The organism is Rickettsiella grylli, from assembly GCF_000168295.1.
In the GTDB taxonomy this organism is placed as follows: domain Bacteria; phylum Pseudomonadota; class Gammaproteobacteria; order Diplorickettsiales; family Diplorickettsiaceae; genus Aquirickettsiella; species Aquirickettsiella grylli.
The window spans coordinates 119,174-139,405 of record NZ_AAQJ02000001.1 but is presented as its reverse complement, the minus strand read 5'-3'; the positions used below and the strand labels follow the sequence as shown (position 1 = coordinate 139,405).

The 20,232-nt window shown below is 34.1% G+C and carries 20 protein-coding genes; 7 read left to right on the top strand and 13 right to left on the bottom strand.

Annotated features, from left to right (window positions below; genetic code table 11):
• Window positions 1-58 precede the first annotated feature (58 nt).
• The 4 genes from RICGR_RS00680 to RICGR_RS00665 are packed head-to-tail and all read right to left on the bottom strand — an operon-like array spanning window position 59 to window position 3,157.
• A complete protein-coding gene (locus tag RICGR_RS00680; protein ID WP_006035484.1) occupies window positions 59-838 on the bottom strand; it encodes a DUF4304 domain-containing protein in 780 nt (259 codons plus the stop codon).
• A gap of 26 nt (window positions 839-864) precedes the next feature.
• Window positions 865-1,272, bottom strand: a complete 408-nt coding sequence (locus tag RICGR_RS00675; protein WP_006034725.1) for a hypothetical protein — start codon at window positions 1,270-1,272, stop codon at window positions 865-867.
• Window positions 1,235-1,846: a hypothetical protein gene (locus tag RICGR_RS00670; protein WP_006035649.1), complete on the bottom strand. Its 612-nt coding sequence runs from the start codon at window positions 1,844-1,846 to the stop codon at window positions 1,235-1,237. The genes RICGR_RS00675 and RICGR_RS00670 overlap by 38 nt, the downstream gene beginning before the upstream one ends.
• Window positions 1,847-3,157 (bottom strand): hypothetical protein, encoded by a 1,311-nt coding sequence (locus tag RICGR_RS00665; protein ID WP_240992168.1) that lies wholly within the window; start codon window positions 3,155-3,157, stop codon window positions 1,847-1,849.
• A gap of 33 nt (window positions 3,158-3,190) precedes the next feature.
• Here RICGR_RS00665 and RICGR_RS00660 point away from each other — a divergent pair, with 33 nt between their 5' ends.
• Window positions 3,191-4,411 carry an IS256 family transposase gene (locus RICGR_RS00660; RefSeq protein WP_006034785.1) on the top strand — a complete coding sequence of 407 codons (1,221 nt, stop codon included), beginning with the start codon at window positions 3,191-3,193 and terminating at the stop codon, window positions 4,409-4,411.
• 5 nt (window positions 4,412-4,416) lie between these two features.
• On the opposite strand, the gene RICGR_RS00655 is transcribed toward RICGR_RS00660, so the two are convergent.
• Together RICGR_RS00655 and RICGR_RS00650 are read right to left on the bottom strand one after the other, a co-directional pair.
• A complete protein-coding gene (locus tag RICGR_RS00655; RefSeq protein ID WP_006034752.1) occupies window positions 4,417-5,196 on the bottom strand; it encodes a PAS domain-containing protein in 780 nt (259 codons plus the stop codon).
• A gap of 50 nt (window positions 5,197-5,246) precedes the next feature.
• Window positions 5,247-6,152, bottom strand: a complete 906-nt coding sequence (locus tag RICGR_RS00650; protein WP_240992167.1) for a tRNA-dependent cyclodipeptide synthase — start codon at window positions 6,150-6,152, stop codon at window positions 5,247-5,249.
• A 561-nt stretch (window positions 6,153-6,713) separates the two neighbouring features.
• Here RICGR_RS00650 and RICGR_RS07805 point away from each other — a divergent pair.
• Window positions 6,714-6,866, top strand: a complete 153-nt coding sequence (locus RICGR_RS07805) for a hypothetical protein (protein WP_006035266.1) — start codon at window positions 6,714-6,716, stop codon at window positions 6,864-6,866.
• 16 nt (window positions 6,867-6,882) lie between these two features.
• Here the strand turns inward: RICGR_RS07805 and RICGR_RS00645 are convergent, their stop codons facing one another.
• The 3 genes from RICGR_RS00645 to RICGR_RS00635 are packed head-to-tail and all read right to left on the bottom strand — an operon-like array spanning window position 6,883 to window position 10,384.
• Window positions 6,883-7,263 carry a GtrA family protein gene (locus RICGR_RS00645; protein ID WP_006035704.1) on the bottom strand — a complete coding sequence of 127 codons (381 nt, stop codon included), beginning with the start codon at window positions 7,261-7,263 and terminating at the stop codon, window positions 6,883-6,885.
• Between the two features lie 41 nt (window positions 7,264-7,304).
• A complete protein-coding gene (locus RICGR_RS00640; protein ID WP_006035712.1) occupies window positions 7,305-8,447 on the bottom strand; it encodes an MFS transporter in 1,143 nt (380 codons plus the stop codon).
• A gap of 53 nt (window positions 8,448-8,500) precedes the next feature.
• Window positions 8,501-10,384, bottom strand: a complete 1,884-nt coding sequence (locus RICGR_RS00635) for an IucA/IucC family protein (protein ID WP_006035577.1) — start codon at window positions 10,382-10,384, stop codon at window positions 8,501-8,503.
• A 179-nt stretch (window positions 10,385-10,563) separates the two neighbouring features.
• Between RICGR_RS00635 and RICGR_RS00630 the strand changes: the two genes are divergently transcribed.
• Window positions 10,564-11,319 carry a YdcF family protein gene (locus RICGR_RS00630; RefSeq protein WP_050763949.1) on the top strand — a complete coding sequence of 252 codons (756 nt, stop codon included), beginning with the start codon at window positions 10,564-10,566 and terminating at the stop codon, window positions 11,317-11,319.
• On the opposite strand, the gene RICGR_RS00625 is transcribed toward RICGR_RS00630, so the two are convergent.
• Window positions 11,316-12,107, bottom strand: a complete 792-nt coding sequence (locus RICGR_RS00625) for a type III pantothenate kinase (RefSeq protein WP_006034836.1) — start codon at window positions 12,105-12,107, stop codon at window positions 11,316-11,318. The genes RICGR_RS00630 and RICGR_RS00625 overlap by 4 nt on opposite strands.
• Before the next feature lie 63 nt (window positions 12,108-12,170).
• Here RICGR_RS00625 and hisC point away from each other — a divergent pair, with 63 nt between their 5' ends.
• From hisC to RICGR_RS00610, 3 genes are all read left to right on the top strand, one after another.
• Window positions 12,171-13,232: a histidinol-phosphate transaminase gene (gene hisC / locus RICGR_RS00620; protein WP_050763947.1), complete on the top strand. Its 1,062-nt coding sequence runs from the start codon at window positions 12,171-12,173 to the stop codon at window positions 13,230-13,232.
• 65 nt (window positions 13,233-13,297) lie between these two features.
• Window positions 13,298-13,855 (top strand): class I SAM-dependent methyltransferase, encoded by a 558-nt coding sequence (locus RICGR_RS00615; RefSeq protein WP_006035461.1) that lies wholly within the window; start codon window positions 13,298-13,300, stop codon window positions 13,853-13,855.
• Window positions 13,852-14,643 (top strand): class I SAM-dependent methyltransferase, encoded by a 792-nt coding sequence (locus RICGR_RS00610; protein WP_040615058.1) that lies wholly within the window; start codon window positions 13,852-13,854, stop codon window positions 14,641-14,643. The genes RICGR_RS00615 and RICGR_RS00610 overlap by 4 nt, the downstream gene beginning before the upstream one ends.
• On the opposite strand, the gene RICGR_RS00605 is transcribed toward RICGR_RS00610, so the two are convergent.
• Entirely contained in the window at window positions 14,627-16,360 is a 1,734-nt protein-coding gene (locus RICGR_RS00605) for a hypothetical protein (protein WP_240992166.1), read from the bottom strand. The genes RICGR_RS00610 and RICGR_RS00605 overlap by 17 nt on opposite strands.
• Before the next feature lie 552 nt (window positions 16,361-16,912).
• On the opposite strand from RICGR_RS00605, the gene RICGR_RS00600 reads away from it, so the two are divergent.
• Window positions 16,913-17,713, top strand: a complete 801-nt coding sequence (locus tag RICGR_RS00600; protein WP_006035849.1) for a Dam family site-specific DNA-(adenine-N6)-methyltransferase — start codon at window positions 16,913-16,915, stop codon at window positions 17,711-17,713.
• Between the two features lie 17 nt (window positions 17,714-17,730).
• Here the strand turns inward: RICGR_RS00600 and der are convergent, their stop codons facing one another.
• Both der and bamB read right to left on the bottom strand, forming a co-directional pair.
• Window positions 17,731-19,074 (bottom strand): ribosome biogenesis GTPase Der, encoded by a 1,344-nt coding sequence (gene der, locus RICGR_RS00595; protein ID WP_040615056.1) that lies wholly within the window; start codon window positions 19,072-19,074, stop codon window positions 17,731-17,733.
• A complete protein-coding gene (gene bamB / locus RICGR_RS00590; RefSeq protein ID WP_006035261.1) occupies window positions 19,071-20,228 on the bottom strand; it encodes an outer membrane protein assembly factor BamB in 1,158 nt (385 codons plus the stop codon). Before bamB ends, der begins: the two co-directional genes overlap by 4 nt.
• Window positions 20,229-20,232: the final 4 nt, after the last annotated feature.

Genomic DNA, 20,232 nt, shown 5'->3' with positions numbered 1-20,232 from the left:
ATTTTATAGTATAGGTAATTTTCTCAATGAGAATCAGCTTAAAAATAATATTAAGATTTCATTTTTTTGATGAATTCCCCTCTTCGTCATCTTCAAATTTTCTTTTTGAATTAGAATCAAATCTAAAATTTTTATCCATATCTTTCTTAAGTCGATCGTAATCCCTTTTTAATCCAATATACTCTGGATGATGTTGCAGATATTCATGAAATTCAGACATCATTATTTGGAATTTTTCTTTTTCTCCAGAATCTAATAACAAAATTAAAAGTTTTCTTAATATTTGTGCTCTGACACGTTTTATTCCAGCATGTAATTCACCAACCTCTATTTCTGCATTCTTTTTTCTGCTTTCTGCTGCTTCTAACCAATATTCTTTTAACTGTCCATCAGTGATATGTTTATCAATCGCTGGAATAGCAAATTCAGCAATCAATTCGCTGATTTCGTGAAACAGTGCGTCCACATCTGTTTTATCGTCGTAATGCCACCACTTATCATCACCATTTAACCATTTTTTATCTTTTTGCCGGTAAATATTATGTTTAGGTACCACATCGCCAATCCTTGCTTGCCAGTGATATTCGCCAAGTAAAGGATATTCTCTGATTTGTTTTTGGTTAAATTCAGCTAAAAAAAACTTTGCGAGGATTATCGAATAGATACCGATGTTCATTGTAAATTTAGGAAATCCTTCTCTATTTCTTTGGAAATTAATGATGCCTATATTACCTTGCGGGTGTCGTTTATAATAATTATTTCCTCTTGAAGTAAAACCCTGTTGTTTCATAAAAGGTCTCATTAGCTTCATTAAGCGATTAAATATTTCATGATACATGTGCATTCTCCTAATAAATTAATTTATTATTGTACGCGACAATTGGTATAGTTACTTAAATTAACAGGGCACCCTGGATAGCGTACTACTTCGACAGTATACCCTTGCTCTCTTATCCAAGCAGTTTTCCATTGTTGGGCACGTGAACCATCTGTAATACATGTTTTCACCTCATACCCTTTTTCAAATTTTCTATCTGAAATAACAGCGCCATCTAAGAAACGGGCACCACGAGGGGTACGCATATGAAATTCAGATTTTACCTCAGAACCAGGATATTGTTGTTTTAATAAAGAAATATGGTAATCACGCGCGGCATCGCCCCATACCTTATTTCGCCAAACACGTTGTCCGGCTTGAGTAGTTTGCCTTGCTAGAACCTTCATATAAGCCGGATTAATATGTCGTGCAATCCCTAAAATGCACGCCCCCATAAACAACTCGTCTATGATTCGCATTGACATCGTGCCGTATGCTAGCTGGCACCCATAAACAGCTTCCGTCAAGGTTAATCTCTGCTTTCGTTGCACCAAATTTCAGCTCAACAAAGGAATTTTCTAATTTTTCACCGTTACTCATTTTTTCTTTTAAATGATCTTTATGCTTTTCAAGCGCTTTTTTAGTTTCAATTTTAACGATTTCATCTGAATGAGCAGATGGATGAGTAAAAATCCGATTTAAATGGTCGAGGGTGTGTTCCGGATAGACCTTCTTAATTTCTCTGATCACTGTTCGATGCTGATATTCCATTAATTCTTCGAGTAAAGGTTTATCATCTCCTTTTAAAAATTTTTCAAGTAATTGTGTTCGCGCAACATTCCATAAATGACTTAATTGATCTTTAAATAAAGTTTCAAGTTGCTCAAGACACGCCTCCTTTTTTTTCTTGGTTAATTCAGTAATAATTTCTGGAATTTTTGGACGAATGGATTCTTCCCATAGTTTTTTGGAAACGCTTTCCGTCCATTTTTTTAATCCCCATTGTGCAGTAAAATGCTGATTGAGCAATTACGCATGAAATTTTTGACAAAAATCTTTGACTTCTTTGGATTTTGCTGTAAATCTCAACGATCCTATCTGTTTTCGCACATCATTGAGTATTTGTTGTTGCTTCTGACGCACATTTTCCTTAGAAAATTGTTTTCGCCATCGCTCAAAATTCTTACTCATATTGTCTTTAATTAAAACGCTGATTTCTTGTTCAGTCTCCTGCCAATAACGATGCTCTTTTTCACTCCAAAGGGTTTTATCTTTCAAATAGTCTCGATAATCCGACATATTTTTCTTATTGAGATCACGCTGGCTGGCCATGATATTGACTAAAACGGTGGCTTTACTCAGCTCGCGTAAACGACCTAATTCAGGAAAATAAATCGCAAACTCGTTGTAATGCGCTGTAAACTCCTGAGCAAAAATAAACTCAGGAGAAAAACGATGAGAAATACCGGCTTGGGTTGCCGCTTTACGTGTTATTCGATAGATTAAACGCAACGATTGAGAATCATCGATTAAAACCTTTTCTTGGTCGTCACGTTTCCTCTTGCTTAAACGAATGAAGTGATGGCGATCCGCTTTGGGAAAGACACAGCGCTGCTCTATTTTTTGATTTTCCCAAAAAATAATTTCGCCCGTCTTCTTAATAACAATCATGGCTGAATCAGAAATCAATCGAGTTCCCGCTTCAACTTCTTGTAATTGTTCAGGCGTCAATAGATAACAGTCCCATCCTTCACCGTCACCTTCTTTATCGACGAGATTGCCATCGGCATCCCTGACCATTCTCTGATGTTTGACGATCATCTTCATCTCATCAAAAGCAAACAATACACGACCCGTTGTATTGAATTCCTCATCGTCAATGGCATAAGGAACAGCGTCTGATTCAATCCAAAAACGATGTACAGCCTCTTGATGATTATCTTCATGGAAATTATCAATAATCTTTTTTAAATAAAGCGGTAGTTTCTGAGTGACTTCGTCGAGGGATCTTAAATCATAAGGATGTTGACACTGCACCTCCTGACCTACCGTTAAGAATTTTAATAGGTAATCCGTCAGCAACATTGTATGCAGTAACTGTGAATGACATAACGTCGATGGTGCGAAACGCATTTGATTGAAGGGATGATAAGGCATGTCAGGATCAACCGAATCCAAGCTAAAATAAGCCGATGTCATCTGATTTTGAAACATTTCGTCCAGATCAAACAAAGTCAATAACCGATTAAAACCAGGTTCATCCGCTTGACAAGAATCCAGAATAAACGCCATTTTTCCGGTTGTATAATTGATTTGGGAGTATTCAATTAACTGTGTCAACGCTAAACTAAATCAACAATTTTAGGAGTTGACATGAAACAAGCCATACTCAGTAAAGAATTTGAAGCTGAAGCGATAGCACGGCTAAAATCAGGAGAATCGTTAACAGGAAAAGATGGAATATTAACGCCGTTAATAAAACAAATTATCGAAGCATCGTTAGAGGGGGAAATAGACGCTCATTTATCAGAATCTAAAGCAACGGATATCTCAAATCGACGCAATGGAAAAACCAGTAAGTTATTAAAAACGGGGACAGAAAGTTTTGAGCTAGAAACACCCCGAGACCGTTTAGGAACGTTTGAACCACAAATGGTTAAGAAACGTCAAACGGTTTTAAACGAGTCCTTAGATAACAAAATACTGTCATTGTATGCACTTGGGATGAGCTATGAGGCGATCCAAGAACATCTGGCGGATATGTATGGTCTTGAGGTTTCAGCCGCTAAAATTAGCTTGATAAGCGATAAATTAATGCCGGTTATAACGGAATGGCGAAATAGACCGTTAGAATCTGTGTATCCCATCGTATTTCTCGATGCCATGCATTTTAAGGTGCGTATTGAAGGAAAAGTCAGTAGTCGTGCTTTTTATTCGGTTTTGGGTGTTAACAATCAGGGTCGTAAAGAAATTTTAGGGCTGTATCTTTCTGAAAATGAAGGTTCTCGTTTCTGGCTACACGTTTTAAATGATTTGTGCGCTCGCGGAGTTGAGGATATTCTCATTGCTAGCATTGACGGATTAAAGGGTTTTCCTGAAGCCATTGCTGAGGTTTTCCCCCAGACAGAAATTCAGCTTTGTGTGATTCATCAAATCCGTAACTCATTAAAGTACGTGACCAGCAAAGATCAAAAATCCTTTATGGCTGATTTAAAATTGGTTTATCGTGCGAGCTCCAAGGATTTAGCCGAGCATCGCCTATTGGAGCTTGATGAAAAATGGGGTAAAAAATACCCTGCTGTGATTAAGTCTTGGCAAACTCAATGGGAGCGTTTGTCTCAGTATTTTAAGTACCCAGAAGAGCTACGACGTATTGTTTACACAACGAATATAGTGGAGGGGTTTCATCGGCAAGTGCGTAAATATACCAAAAATAAAGGCGCTTTTACTAGTGAAAATGCCTTACTTAAATTAATTTACTGTGCCTGTCAAAAAATACTAGAAAAGTGGTACCAGCCCCTGCATAATTGGGCCTTAATTGCCTCTCAACTACAGATATTTTTTGATGGCAGATTAAATTTACAGTTACGATAAAATTATTAATGACACAGTTTTGTGAACACTCTCAAACTTAATACCAATCCTTTTACAATAGCTTGCGATTTATTCAGTCGTACAATTTGTTCTAATGCTGCTTTTAAACTAAATCGCTTCTTCAACAATGGCATTTCGCCCGACGCTACTTTCAGACTTTCTAATATTTTATTTAAAAACTCCAATAATGCATTGCTGGATTGAATCAAGTCGCTCGTATATTCCTTTACTTTTTTTGGATTATTTGATTGCATTTGAATTAAATGCGCACACCCAACAATTCCTGATAACGGAGTCCTGATGTCATGTCGCATGTTTTCTAAAAACTCGGTCTTCGCCTGATTCGCGACTTCGGCTTTCTCTTTTGCAAGAATTAAGTCCATTGCACTTTTTTTCAATGGAGTAATATCAATTGAGGAGCCAATAATACCGATTATCTTGTCTTCCTTATTGACTAACGGCATTTTATTAGTAATCATTGTTTGAATAGTACCATCACTTAACTTTCCAGTTTCCTCAAAGTGATGTAACTTCCTAGATTGAATTACTTTTTCGTCATTTCTTCGTAGTGTGTCGGCTGATTCTTTCCAAGATAAATCGTAATCGGTTTTGCCAATGATATCTTCAAAAAAAGAAACTCCTATCATCTTCAGCATCGCTAAATTACAACCTAAATAGATACCATCAAGATTTTTCCAATAAACACTGCTAGGAGTAAGGCTCAATAAATGATCAAAATACTTATCTTTAGCGAATTTATTATTTTGGGAATTAGTATGCTGCATAATAATAGAAATCCATGTTATTAAAATAGAAATAAATTTTCAATCAAGCGCTATGTATGTTTAAAAATAGTTTGATCAGAAACAATACTGTCTTCTAAAGGTACAGGGGAGTTCATAGAATCCGCTTTAGTAAAGAACCCATAGGAAGACTTCCCTTCTTCCGGTTGGCCAGAGGAGGAAAAATACTCTTTTGGTTCACTATCCGGTAGAGGTAAAACATCGCCTTTTAATTGCATTATTTTTTTAAACCGAAAATTAACCCATTTAAAGAGATTTTTTTGTGATACGACTTGTTTGTAAACGTATTCAAGTGCCTCAGTCATTTTTTCAGGGTAAAGTATATACTGGGAATGTTCTTGTTTATATAGCGGCCACATTTTCATGATAATCGCGCATTCCTCTAGTAAATAATCACGGCAACTTTTTTGTAAAACGTCGTCATTGATAGGAGCGCTAATGCCTAGTTCTTGATATCGCTTATTAAACCGAGATGAGAAAACCTGAATGGAATTGTCCATCGTTTTTTGAAAAGCATAATCCTGAGCAAGCAAATTAGAAATTTCTAAAAAAGCTTCGCGGTATCGTTTTTCATCCTTTAACCACGTATCCCATCGAACTATCGTATAATCAACATTTAAATGCTTTAGTGTTTCAATGTTGGCTTCTATCCACTCAGCACCCGCCTTCTTTGACATAGAAAGCGCTTTTTCTTCATCCGTTTTCCCATCAATTCTGTAATTATGTCTTTGTAAACTATCACAAACAGCAATTGTACAGTTTGTTATTCTTACCGATTTATGTAATCTGTTTATAGCCTCTACAAGCGCTGCTAAAGCTTCCCCATCATGTTTTTTTGAACCTACACTAACACCAATAATTAAAGAAGCCTCTTGCACGAATGGAGTTTTAAAATCTTTTTTAATAGTATTAAGTCCGCTGATTTTATGATGTTTCATTGAATGCATATAATTTCCTCTGATAAGTTTTTTTGTTTTAATATAATAAGTAATTTACTATCGCAGCTCATCATCAATCAATAAAAAACTATTGAGCGATAAGTTAAGCTCTTCTGCTATTTCAGCTATATTAACCGCTTTTAATGACAACCCAACCTCCCGATTCAGAAGGTAAGCAATCTTCAAAACAAATCAAAATAATAGTACCTGGGTTCTGTCTCAATAGACTGTCTGGATCAAGTCGTTGCTGAAATAGATGCGGATAAGGAGAATTTTTACTTCAGTAAGCATTTTTTATTATTTTTTAATTTTCGGTTTAGACTGAATTAAATCATTTTTTATAAAATATAACAAGTCGGTAAATTCATTAATTTTTTCTTCGATAAATCTCCGTTAATTGATTGAGAAACAAAATATAATGGAAAATCAATTCAACAGCAACGAATTTATTAATCAAATTTATCCTACTTTTTTAGGGCCGTAAGCTTTGCATTTTGTGAGATTGAATTATTTTTATTTTTTTACTACACTAAATAGATAATCTATCTTCAGGAATTTATTATGCCTCTTATTAAAGGAAAGGCTGCAAAAACGCCAAAAGGCATTTCAGCGAATATCAAACAAGAAATCAAAGCGGGAAAACCTCAAAAACAAGCGGTCGCTATTGCTTATCGTTTGGCTAAAAAAAACAGGGGTTCTAAAAGAAAAAAATAATTATAATGACTACTTGTTACCGTTGGGAACAAAAAGTCCAATAACGATGGACTAAGAAGTTCCAACCTAAAATTATCGCCGAGGAGAAAATTTGGCTTAAAATATAGGTATACTTGATTAAAAAAATCTTCATTAATAAAAAATTTAGAGAAAGTCCAAACACTGCATTGACTGAAAACCGGACTAAACTTTTTTTATGTGATAAATTACTTTTAAACGCAAAATAATGATTCAAACTATAATTGAGGATAGCCGCAACAATATAGCCAACGGTGGAGGACCCAATAGGATTAAGCCGAAGAAATTCAACCAAGCTAATTAAAATTGAAAACTGGATGAAGGCTGAAATAGCGCCCACTAAAAAAAAACGAGAAAATTGTTTCGTTATCGCTTTCATAAAATCAACAAGGTTAACACAACATTAACCGCTTTATTTTTTCAATAATCAATTTGTTTGTAATGCAAAGAAACGAAGGCTAAGGAAAAATAAAAAATTCCAATAAAAATAAAACTTGTCATAAATCGACCTTCTGCTTGAACGATAGTTCCAATAAGAATACCTAATAAATTACCTAATTTTAATGAAGTATTACTTATACCCACTATTTGTGAACGGCTATCCTCTTTTATCCCTTTTAGTAAAAAGGTAAAAAGTATCAACGGAATAGCACCAAAACTTATCCCTAAAAATAAACTGAGTATAAGTGCTAAATAAACTTTAGAAATAAATGCATAACACCAGTAAACGAAGCCACTCACAAACAAAACAACAACGAGAATTTCTTTACCCAATAAAAAATAATTAGTCTTTTTATCGAGCACTTGGCCAAGGGCAGGTGCTGTTATTGACATCATTAAAGCCATTAATGCATAAATAATACCTACTGTTATAGTATTGGAATGGAGTTGCTCTACAATATATAAAGAAAAAAACGGGGTCGACATCCAACGTGCGGCTTGTGTAAAACAAATAAGCAATAGCAACAAACTTTGTTTTGAAGTATTTTTTTTACTTTTAAGTTCAATTTTTTTATTTTCAAAAAGAAAAGGATTCTCCGTCAAAAATTGCGCTAAAAATACTGAAACTAAAGCACACACTAATCCGGCCATCATAAAAATAGAAAAATAGCCGTAATAATTTGCTAAAAATCCACCGCAAATAGGGCCCAAAATACTCCCCAATGCGGTAGCCGATTGCAAACGTCCCACAATTTGACTATGCATCTTTGGAGAGGTTATTTTAAGTGCCCACGCTTGTGCGGCTGCCGTAAAACCAGCCATGGCGCCCTGTGATAACCTCACTAATAAAATCCACCCTGGGTTTTTTAAAAAAATAAGCATCCACTGGCTAATCGCTAATGCAGCTCCTGCACGTAATATCATTTTTTTATACCCGAAGCGCTCACCCATTTTCGTCCATATTAACGTTGTAAAAATGGTGGTTAATAGAGGCGCCATATAAAGAGCCCCACTCCAATATTGTAACGTTTTAGGGTCAAAAGAACGATAGGAAGCGATAATTAACGGCCAGTAAGGATCGCTCATATCCAGCATAGCGATAATAATTAGCTGACTCAACATGATATAATGTATCTGAGGAAAGCTTCTGGTATTAACTATCCTGTTATCCATCGTTATAAATTTAAAGGATTCACGATCTGAAAAAATAATCCCCCATCACGTAAATAATTTTTTTCTAGTCTCATGCGAAGTAATGCCTTTACTGGCCAATGTGTATTTAAAATTGCATTAAATTCATTTTTCCAACTCATTGGACACATTCGATTTTTTAATGCGTAAAATCTCTGTTCAGTTATTTTTCTAATAATTTTCCAAAAAGGTTTTTCTTCACAATTAAAATAATTTGCTAAAAGTAATACAATCTCCCCTAAATGCAATTGATAGACGGTATATAAAAGTTGGTTTCTAACGGTATCTTTATTTTTTAAATAAGGTGAATGTTCAGTAGTACTATCTAAAGTAATTCCCGTCGCTTTTAAACTATCTGCATGAATTTCAATACCATCAAAATCTCTCGCAATAAATCTTTTAATTTTACCTTCTTTAAGAATAGCTAACGTATTTTGCTGATGTCCTTCTAACGCAATACCATAGAGTAAAAATAAATCTAAATAACTACCTAATACAAGATCCGTATAATGAGCAAAGTAAGTTAATGCTTCCCGAAAGTTTAAACAACCTGCTAATTGCATAATTTCAATAAATAAACTCGTTTCACTCTTTGATGATTTTTCAAAAAGCGCAGCAACAACAATAGCAACTTCATTATCAGCAAGATGATTTGTTATATTTTCGCGAAAAATAGCCGTAAAATGTTTCGCCTCATCAATATCTAACTTTTTTAAATGTAATCCATAAGATTCCGGCAATAAATCTAAACGATTCGAAAAATAATTTTCTATTAGTAAAATTTTTTGCAAAATATTACTAATTTTAGGCATATTTTTTGTAGAAATAGGTGATAAGGTTCTTACAATACTCGTCGCTTGAACCGCTACTGGCAATTTAATATAAGGTGCATTAATATTTTCCAATGGAGAAAGTGTACGAAAAGATAAGGTTGGGCTTGCCATAATTTTAGATTTATCAAAAATAACAATAATCTTATTTTCAATATATTCTTTAAATAAAGGGGATATGAAAGTAAAATAATTAACTTGCCAAGGGTGTACGGGAAACGGAATATAATTTTTAACGTCTAAGTTATTTTCCTTCAATTCCTCCAGCCAACATGACCAGGCTTTGGGATAACACTCGGTAAACCATTCCGTAAAATCCGTATTTTTTTTCATAGATTCAATATGTACATAATTTTTTTGTACTGCTGTAATATAAATTCCTACTTTAGACTTAAATTCAGGTGAATAATTAATCGTATCTTCGTTTGTAAACCCTAGTTTGGTTTTAGCACAAGGATGGTAAGGATGCCCGTTAAACACAGATTGTTCAAATTGTAAAGAATTATTTGTTATTTGTGATGATTTTAATAAACGATTCAGTTGAAGTCGAGACCCTGTTTGAGTTCTTTCAGCCAGTCTATTAATACTGTATTTTCTACAGGTAGAAAGTAATGCATTCTGCAAATGATTCGCTATTTCCTTGTAAAATTTTAACCATTGATCCATATTTAAAATATTTTCTAATTCATTTTTCACAATATCTAACAATTTTAAAGGATCAGTAATGGTCTGTTTTAAAGAAGTCAATTTATGTTTCAAAATTAAGCTGTCAAAATGAGTAAATCTTAACAACGAAAATAATTTCACGCGAGTAACATACATAAAATAATTAGATCGTTGAAGATCAAAAATGACAGTGGCGTTTTGATAGTGATAAGGTAAAATATCTTCACGTAAAAACGCTAATAGCAACTGTTTTAAGGAATGTTTGTTAACCTCAGAAATACATTCATTTATTGAAAAATGAAGAGAATTTAAATAATTATGTTGTTCGCCGAAGCGCATCTCTTGAGTGGCTACTCTATCTATGACATGCATAATTCTTTCCTTATAATTCAAATCAACTTATGAGTAGCATTGAGCTACTAAATATTTCAATGATATATTAAGGTAGCTATTTATTCATGGTTTTAGAATTGAGTCAAGAATTCTCAATAAAGTATTTTTTCTGTTTAATCTCTGCTTTACACGATTGCTCACTAACTGAAAGACTGAATATGTCAACTTTTTTCGTATTTCTATTATTATTAATGTTTATTCTCGCTTGCTTATTCAATTTAAAAAAAACAAGTTTGATGATAGGATCCATTGTAATTTTAAGTTATTTTTTCATAGGTAATGGCGTTATTCCTGCCTATCTATTACACAATTTACAATCCGCTTATAATTTGTCTACACCTATCCACTGGAAACAAAAAAATACTATTATTTTATTAGGCGCAGGCACCAGTAAAGATCCTAAATCTAATAAAATCAGACCGAGTCTATTCGCGTTTTCTAGAATTATACAAACAGTGCTACTGTATCATAAATGTAAAAAAGCGAACACCATCTGCACTATTTTAATCAGTGGCGGCGATCCTTTAAATAATGGAAATACCGAAGCAACAATTTATCAGGAGGCTTTATTATCCTTAGGCATTAACGCGAAAGATATTCAATTAGAAACGCAAAGCAACAATACTTACCAAAACGCTAAATTTTCGAGTTTCCTTTTAAAAAAACAGGATAGTAGCCAATTATTGTTAGTAAACTCAGCATTCACGTTAAAACGTTCACTTCTATATTTTTCATTTTTTAATATTTACCCAACGCCTATTGCTTCTGATTTTATTACGATTCCTTTTACTCGTTATCCTATTGGTTACAATTTTGCTATGAATGATTTTGTCATTCATGAATATGTTGGGATTTTTCGTTTTTATCTCTATGATTTTTTTAGAAATAGAATTTCTCTCTATGCAACCCATTAGTTTTTTTTAAATTCTAAACAGCTATATTCATAGGCTCTACGTAAACCTTGTAAGACTAAATCTGGAATAATAGTATCAAATAGGTGGGTCTTTTCATAAAGCTGAGAGAATCCCCCTGTACCAATGACTTTCACTATTTGATGAGGAAAAACTTCTCGCTTAAATCCTGAAATAATCTCTTTCAATGCACCTAAATGACCATAATAAAGTCCACTTTGAATACTTTCACGCGTTGTTCTGCCCATAACAGTGCTGGGTATTTCTATATCGACCGCCATCAATTTAGCGGTATTATTTTTCAAGGTCTCCATGCAAAGCCGTAACCCGGGCAAAATAGCGCCCCCCAAATAATTTCGATCGGCACTAATCGCGCATAAAGTTGTCGCTGTACCCATATCAACAAGAATTAAAGCTATTTTTGGAAAAGCCGCGATTGCACCAATCGCGTTGGCAATTCTATCCGCACCGACTTCATTGGGACTTTTACAACGAATATTTAAGCCCGTTTTAACACCGGGCTGTAACATAAAATAATCAGCATTTTTAAAATACTGAAAAAAGGTATGTCGTAATGTATAATCATAATTGGGAACAACCGAGGCGATGGAAATGGCATTAATTTTTAATGGATCTAACCGATTGAGCTTTAATATATTGATTAAAAAAATTCCGAATTGATCGGCTGTCCCCAATAATGGCGTTGCATATCGAAAACGTAAAATAAGTTCATCTTTGATGAATACACCACATAATATATGTGTATTTCCCACGTCCAAACATAACAGCATAAATTAAACCAAGTAATCTATTAATAATTAAATTACTATACTTAAAATATCGTTAAAATGGCAATGTTTTCAAAGAAAAACCTCGCTTTTCACAAAAAGCCTACGGAAATTATAAAACTTGATCTTAACGAAAACCCACTGGGCGCTAGTCCACTTGCAATAGCTGCAGGACAAAAAGCCCTGCTTAATTGCCATCGTTATCCAGACAGTCATGGAAACACTTTAAAAAAGTCTCTATCAACCCACCTCAATATTGCTCCTGAAAATATTACATTGGGAAATGGATCAGAAAGTTTATTAGAGCTCATTGTCCATACTACTTTAAATCCATTAAATTCGGCTGTTATTCCTCGTTTTTGCTTTGCGGGCATTTCAAAAGTATTAAAAAAAGCCCATATAAAAATTAAACACGCTAAAAACGAATTATTTTCTATTTCAGCGCAATGTTTACTTGACGCCATTGATCCTTGGACCAAAATCATCTTTATTGTCAACCCCAATAACCCCACGGGTAGTTACATGAATAAATTTGAGCTGCATTATCTATTTGAAAATATTTCAAAAGATATATTAGTCGTCCTTGATGAAGCCTATAATGAATATGTCGAAATAGCTGATTATCCGAATAGTATCTCTTTGCTCAGTCAGTATTCTAATTTAATCATTCTGAGGACTTTTTCCAAGTTCTATGGTCTAGCCGGTTTAAGACTAGGGTATGCGATGAGTCATCCCAAAATAGCTTCCATTTTAAATAGAAATTCTTTACCTTTCAGAATAAATGCAGTTGCATTAGCCGCCGCAGAAGCCAGCCTTAAAGATAAAAAACATATCCATTTAAGTCGATTATTAAATCGGCAAGAACACGCTAAACTATCAAAAGGCTTACAAAATTTGGGTTTAACGATATTACCTTCTCATGCAAATTTTTTATGCATCGATTTAAAATCACCGAGCTGGCCCATCCATCAGCAACTTTTATTAGCAGGCATATCGGTTAGACCTTTACTTGATTATGGACTGCCTCATTTTTTACGTATTTCAATTGGGATGCCTCAACAAAATCAATATTTTTTAACGATATTAAAAAAAATATTAATTCAGACGGATTCAAATAAATCGTGCTAGACAACGTGTTTTGATTTAAACTATATACGTTTAGCTCATTAAAATAATAGATTTGAAGGTAAACTATGAGAGCTTTTACGTTATTTTTTTACGAAGCCGTCATGCACCCTAGTAAAATAGGCGCATTATTTCCAAGCTCGAAAAGACTAGCCTATTGCTTAACTGAACAAATAATAGGAAGCCCACCGGGTGTCATTGTAGAATTAGGCGCTGGAACAGGAGCTATCACAGCAGCGTTGATGAGCCAAAAAAAATTTTTTCATCAGCTTATCGTTATTGAACGATCGGTTAAGCTTTCTTCCCATTTAATGCAGCGTTTTCCTCAACTAAATATTATTCAAGGGGATGCCTGCGAATTACATCGTTTAATTCGTCATTCCATTTCAGATCCCATACAAGCCATTGTCTCAAGCCTCCCTTTACGTACATTATCATCTTCTTTTTTAAAAAAAATGGGGGATGAAATTAATCAAGTGTTGTCAAAAGGAGGTCTCTATATTCAATATACCTATAATTTGTGGGGAAAACCTTTATTTCCTTCTACGCAATTAAAGCTGGTTCACCAGCGGCGTGTGTGGAAAAATTTACCCCCGGCTCGCATTGATGTATTTCGTCACGAATGAATACCTTTTTCTCTGTCGCTATAACAAGCAACGAAACAGATCTATTGTCTCAGGCTCGCCTTTTAGCTCAAAAAAATTTACTCCCTTATGTCAATTACGTTGATAGGGATCAATTTGATTATGTTTTTGTTTTAACTTCTTCCGGTTTATATCTCGAAGCTATCAAAAATAAACAAGGAAAATTAAAAATTGACTTTCTACATGGGAAACTAGCCTTTAGAATACGTCATTTACAAAATCAAAAGCAGTTATTAGCGAAAGCCATTGGACTAAAACCAAATTTTAAACCCATCGTCTTAGATGTGACAGCGGGGCTTGGACGTGACGGTTTTATCTTAGCCAAGCTAGGTTGCGCAGTTACTTTACTCGAACGTTCACCATTCATTTTTATTTTATTAGAAGATGGCTTAAAACGCGCTTTAAAATTTTCAGACTCTAGAACTCTATCAATAACCTTAATAAATATCGACGCCCATATTTATTTAGAAAAAATAAAGAGGCGCATCTATTCAGCACCTGATGTCATCTATCTTGATCCGATGTATCCTCATTCGAACAAAACAGCATTCGCTAAACGAGAGATGCGCTTACTTCGCTTTTTGGTAGGCAATGATAGTGATGCCTTTCATTTGTTAAAATTAGCAATGACTTATGCGAAAAAACGCGTTGTAGTAAAAAGACCACGTTCATCAATCTATTTAGCAGAAATAAAACCCAACTATAGCCTATTCGGCAAACAGCATCGTTTAGATGTTTATCTAACCTGCTCTTTTAATAATGAGCGTTAACGTTAACAATAGCTTGGCTGGTTCCTATTTTTTCATCACGACCACTTGACTGATGTTTCGTTGTAACAAATAAACCACTATGCAATGTTGAATGATTATTAATTTTTTCTAGATCTGATTTATTTTGAATTTTTTCCATGTCTTTATGAAAAGAATTTCTTCTGTGCGCTGTACCTAATACCGCTACACCAAAACCTTCTTCTACTAATTCAACATCAACACAATTTAACTGCTCAGTTTGTGTCAAATGTTCAACGAGTCTTCCTGCTTGCCTCATTTTACTTTCAAGATTATAAGCATAAAGGCACCACCCCATAAAAACAACGGCACTGAAAGCAATTCCCATGATTAAGATTATCGGAAAAAAACCAAGATTTATCGGAGCGGACGCTGTAGTAATCACGGTTATAGGGGTCCATAAAATCAACCGAAAAAATAAGCTTCCAGTCCCCAAGCGTTTACCACACACCATAAACCGATTTAAAAATTTTTTAACCTTAGTCCATAGCGGTTGTTCATCAGCAAAGCGGCGGAGTAATCTATCGTAATCACATAATGACTTATTCAGTACTTTTCTATTTGGTACTTCATCACATAAAACTTTAACTTTATTCCTAATGTTATTAAATTTTAGTTCATAGTCTTGATTTGCTTTATAGGATGAATAAATACCATACATTATGCCTATTAAAAGACTGACTCCAATGATGACCGCTGTTCCTACTAACCCGATAGGAGTAAAACTAGTTAAAGCCATACCTGCAGGACATAATAGATACGTTAAAATAATTTTGATTCCATCGAAAAGTAACCATCCCGCAAAAAAAGGAAAAAAGCAACCATTTATAAAACTGATAAACAATGCATTAAACCTACTAAAAGAACGATTTTTAAGTACATCTTTTAAATCAGCTATTAAAGGAGAGTTTTTTAATGAGACTAAATCTACTTCTTTTATTTTCAAGTCATTTAAAAAAATTTTTTCTTTATTTAATAAGACCATCTTTTCCCTCAATTGAGCTTTATTTTCTTCTTCTATATTTTCCAAAGTCATTTCTTTTTCAGTTTTAAACGTTTTATATGTTTTGTAAGTATTTAAAAAAAATAAAAGCGGGAAAACACCTACTAAAACAACAAGCACAGGGATAATTGAAATACACGCGGTCGTGATAACTGGTGCCATAGGAATAAAATAAAAAATAAACGTTAAAATCCAATAGACAAAACTAGATTGACCTATTGCGAAAACAAAAATAGAAAAAAAATTTTTTTTAATTTCATCCTTATTTTTTTTATCTATTATAGAATTTTTTTTAATTTCATCATGAAATCTATAGAAAATTTTTTCCGCATACCGATCAGTCAAATCAATAATCCATTCTTTTTTAACTGTTTTTTTAAGCTCAAATTTTTTAAATTTACTTTTTTTATTTAAATATAAACACGTTTTTTCTAAAATTTTTTTATGTAATTTCCCAAGAACCTCTTCTTTTGAATAGTTTTCAAAAAGTAATTTTAGGTCTTTTAAATGTTTTCTTTTTTTTCCAGAGGAAAAAACTCGACGACGCCAACATGCAATTTTTGATATGTCTGGTGAATAAAAATAAGCCGCCGCGAACAAATGTTCATAATTTATATATCTATCAAAGTTAAAATCTTCCTGATTAATGTTTCCCATTTTTTCTTCAATAACTGTAGCGTTTTTTGTTTTTAACAATCGAGTAAAATAAAAAAAATTACTTTTTCGTTCTTCTTCACGTAATTTACAGTATTCAACACTATAAATTCCAATCAACACTGTAAATACACCTAAGATAATCAACGAAACATCAGCATAAGCGGCATATTTACTTTTATTAATTTTATCAAAAAAACTATAATCTTTATTATACGCGCTTTTAATCACATTGACATTGAATAAAGGTGTAGCGATAGTTTCATCTAAAAAACTCAGTGAAGTTTCAAAAATTTTATTTTTTGCTTTAGGATTTATTAACCACGCAGGATTTTTTCTTAATAAGGATTTTTCTCCTTCGGAACTAAGATTCAAAGTGTTTGTTTTATTACTATTTGATCCGGTATCTTCTTTAATTGCTATTTTTTCTACTTGATCCGGTTCTTTTTTAGAAAAAACAATATTTTTCATAAAAATTCCTTTTTGAGAAATGGTAAACTATTATAATTTTTTTTAAGTATAGCACTTTCTTAAAAATTAAATTATTATAGTTAAGAAAATTTTTTAATTCATTCGCTTAATTTTTTGTTCGGCATGAAACCTTTTTTAAAATGGGCGGGAAATAAACATCGAATTTTTCATAAAATAAAACCTTATTTACTCAAAAGCAACCGGTTAATTGAGCCTTTTTTAGGTTCTGCTGCTGTATTTCTTAATACTTCTTACCAAAGCTATTTATTAGGCGATAATAATTTTGACTTAATTCAATTATACAAATATTTACAAAAAGAAGGACAATTTTTTATTGATTATTGTCGGTTTTTTTTTAAAAAAAAATTTAATACCACTGATGAATTTTATCGGTTAAGACGTGTATTTAACAATACAAAAAAATGTCGTCAACGTGCTGCTTTATTGCTCTATTTAAATAAGCATTGTTTCAATGGACTCGCGCGCTTTAACCAAAAAGGTGAATTCAATACACCTTTTAGTCCTTACAAAAATCCTTATTTCCCTGAAAAAGAGATGCAGTATTTTTACAAACATGCGAATAAAGCAACCTTTATCCATGGAGATTTTTTGTCTACCTTGGCGTCTGTAAAACAAGGTGACATTGTCTATTGCGATCCACCTTATGTGGGTTTATCTAACACTGCAAATTTTACTCAATATACCTCTCAAGGGTTTAGTCGATCACAACAGCTCAGTTTGGCAAAAACTGCAAAATATTTGGCTTCAAAGGGTATTCGCGTCATCATTTCCAATCATGACACTGAATTTACACGTTACATTTATCGAGAAGCCAGGCTTATTTCATTCAGTGTACAACGTAACATCAGTAGCAAAAGTGTAACTCGAAAAAAAACGAAAGAAATTTTAGCCATCTTTTCATAAAAAACATTGCATACTTTTCATTTATCTCTAAATTCAATCCGAATAGGACTGCCAACAATCTTCAGCGCTTTGCGATAAAAATTTTCAAGATATCGGCGGTAAGATTCTGGTAAAAAGCTCGCATACTGTCCATGAATAAGGATTATTGGCGGGTTATAACCACCCGGATGGGCATAACGTAACTTAACCTGACGACCATGGCTCAATGGTGGTTGATGCGTATTAACGGCTTGTTCTAATAAACGTGTTAATTGCGAAGTCGATAAATTACGCGTTGCAGACTGATAAGCCTGTCGAATTAATGTAAATAAATGACCAACGCCTGTTCCATGAAGTGCTGAAATAAAAATAACTTGAGCAAATGAAATAAATTGTAAACGTCGATCCAAATCTTTTTTTATTTGATCCCGTTGATCTTTAGAAAGACCATCCCACTTGTTTACTGCAATAATTACTGCTTTACCACTTTCTAAAATAAATCCTAAAAGATGTAAATCTTGCTCACTAATACCTTCTTGGGCATCGATAAGCAATAAAACAACATGACTTGCTTCAATAGCCTGTAAACTTTTAATGACAGAAAATTTATCAATCGCTTCCCATGTTTTTGATTTTCTACGTATTCCTGCTGTATCAATAAAGATATAATGTTGACCTCGATATTCAATATCATTCGCAATACTATCCCGTGTAGTCCCCGGTTGGTCAAAAACGATAACACGTTCTTCACCTAAAATTCTGTTTAACAATGTAGATTTCCCTACATTCGGTTTCCCTACAATAGCGACTTTTATTTTTGGTTTAATCGCCTTTTCAGAAAGGATGTGTTCAGCGGTTAACGTTTTAATACAAGCGCCGTGAGTGAACACTTTTTCCATTAATGTTTGAAGGCCGTATCCATGGATTGCAGAAATAATAGAAAGGGATGATGTACGAAAACCTAATGGCGAAAACTCACTTTGTAAAAGTGCAGCATCTAAACCTTCGCTCTTATTAATAACGAGCGTAATCTTTTTATTAAATGGACGTAACTGTTGTATTAATTGCTGATCCAATAGAGAGAGTCCTTCCCTTGCATCGACTAAAAATAAAACGTGATCGGCTTCTTTAATTGCATTTCGCGCTTGCTGTTCCATTTGAAAAGCAATATTTTTTTCTTTACACCCCGTTAAACCACCCGTGTCTATGACTATAAAAGGTCGATTCCCTACAATCCCTCTCCCATAAAGTCGATCCCGGGTTAAACCAGGAATATCTCCTACTAAAGCTTGCCGAGTTTTTGTCAGTCGATTAAATAAACTCGACTTTCCTACATTAGGCCGTCCCACAAGAACTATACTCGGTAAAGAAGAAATAGTCATACCGGTAAAGCAGCGTGGGTCCACGCCGATAAACCACCTTCTCTAGTCAGAATACAAACGATCGGATAACGGACAACTGGATTAGCGATAATACTTGCATCATCATGAACAAGGTCTCTTGCTAAAGGATGACCATCGGATAACGCTAACCAATGAATATACCCTTCTTTATCGCCTACAATTAAACTATTTCCAAAAATAACGGGAGCCGTTAATACGCGATGCTTTAAATAGGATTGTTTCCAAAGCAAACGCCCTGTTATACGATTAAACGCCCAGATGTTACCTTCTGTATCGGTTACATACAAATGATGACTCACAGCGAGTCCAGAATAACTTGAAAAACTTCGTTGCCATAAAACGTGACCGGTTTGTAAAGAAACTGCTGCTAGCTGGCCTTGGTAAGTAACCACGTAAATGACATTGCAAGATAATATCGGGTTTGCTGCGATATCAATGAGTTGATCAGTGGCAGTAAAGCCTTGTGGAAACGCAATCGTTCGCTCCCAGAGTAAATTTCCATTTTTTAAATTTAATGCAACCAATTGACCATCAGAAAAACCAACCACTATTTTATTGTTAATAATTTGCGCGGCGCTACTGGGCCGTAATATTAACAATGGCGCGCCATGCGTGTAAGTCCATAAAACCTGACCGGTTTGTAATGCTAACGCAATAATTTGCCCATCTACTGTTTTTAAAATAATATGACCTTTTCCAACCGCGGGAGGCGCTAAAACTTGATTAGGTAATAATGCCCGCCATAAAATATCTCCAGAATCCGCTGATAATGCGATAGCCTGTCGTTTTTTGGTAACAATAATAACAAAACCGTTCGCGACTGCTGGACCACTCGTTATTGTTTGCTTCATTCTTTTTTGCCACAATTTACGACCGTGGGTTAATTCTAAAGCCGTTACAATACCCGACTTACTGGCAACAAAAATTTTGTTTTCATCAATAACAGGGCGTAGTCGTAAAAAGTCTTCATCCATACCTCTGCCAGTGGCAACCGACCATAACAATAAAGGCTGAAACTGATAAGGATAAGCCGTTAAAGGAGTAGGTTCAGGCGTATTATCATCACCCAAACCAACACACCCTACTAAGAGGAAAAAACATAAGATACCGCAATAAACACGAACTTTAGTCATTAGA

Coding starts and splice junctions, on each gene's coding strand:
- der (WP_040615056.1), bottom strand. CDS start 19,074: ATGACTATTTCTTCTTTACCGAGTATAGTTCTTGTGGGACGGCCTAAT.
- RICGR_RS00625 (WP_006034836.1), bottom strand. CDS start 12,107: ATGCTGTTATGTTTGGACGTGGGAAATACACATATATTATGTGGTGTA.
- RICGR_RS00650 (WP_240992167.1), bottom strand. CDS start 6,152: ATGAAACATCATAAAATCAGCGGACTTAATACTATTAAAAAAGATTTT.
- hisC (WP_050763947.1), top strand. CDS start 12,171: ATGTTTTCAAAGAAAAACCTCGCTTTTCACAAAAAGCCTACGGAAATT.
- RICGR_RS00645 (WP_006035704.1), bottom strand. CDS start 7,263: ATGAAAGCGATAACGAAACAATTTTCTCGTTTTTTTTTAGTGGGCGCT.
- RICGR_RS00610 (WP_040615058.1), top strand. CDS start 13,852: ATGAATACCTTTTTCTCTGTCGCTATAACAAGCAACGAAACAGATCTA.
- RICGR_RS00635 (WP_006035577.1), bottom strand. CDS start 10,384: ATGCATGTCATAGATAGAGTAGCCACTCAAGAGATGCGCTTCGGCGAA.
- RICGR_RS00600 (WP_006035849.1), top strand. CDS start 16,913: ATGAAACCTTTTTTAAAATGGGCGGGAAATAAACATCGAATTTTTCAT.
- RICGR_RS00660 (WP_006034785.1), top strand. CDS start 3,191: ATGAAACAAGCCATACTCAGTAAAGAATTTGAAGCTGAAGCGATAGCA.
- RICGR_RS00680 (WP_006035484.1), bottom strand. CDS start 838: ATGTATCATGAAATATTTAATCGCTTAATGAAGCTAATGAGACCTTTT.
- RICGR_RS00630 (WP_050763949.1), top strand. CDS start 10,564: ATGTCAACTTTTTTCGTATTTCTATTATTATTAATGTTTATTCTCGCT.
- RICGR_RS07805 (WP_006035266.1), top strand. CDS start 6,714: ATGCCTCTTATTAAAGGAAAGGCTGCAAAAACGCCAAAAGGCATTTCA.
- RICGR_RS00640 (WP_006035712.1), bottom strand. CDS start 8,447: ATGTTGAGTCAGCTAATTATTATCGCTATGCTGGATATGAGCGATCCT.
- RICGR_RS00675 (WP_006034725.1), bottom strand. CDS start 1,272: ATGGGGGCGTGCATTTTAGGGATTGCACGACATATTAATCCGGCTTAT.
- RICGR_RS00655 (WP_006034752.1), bottom strand. CDS start 5,196: ATGCAGCATACTAATTCCCAAAATAATAAATTCGCTAAAGATAAGTAT.
- bamB (WP_006035261.1), bottom strand. CDS start 20,228: ATGACTAAAGTTCGTGTTTATTGCGGTATCTTATGTTTTTTCCTCTTA.
- RICGR_RS00615 (WP_006035461.1), top strand. CDS start 13,298: ATGAGAGCTTTTACGTTATTTTTTTACGAAGCCGTCATGCACCCTAGT.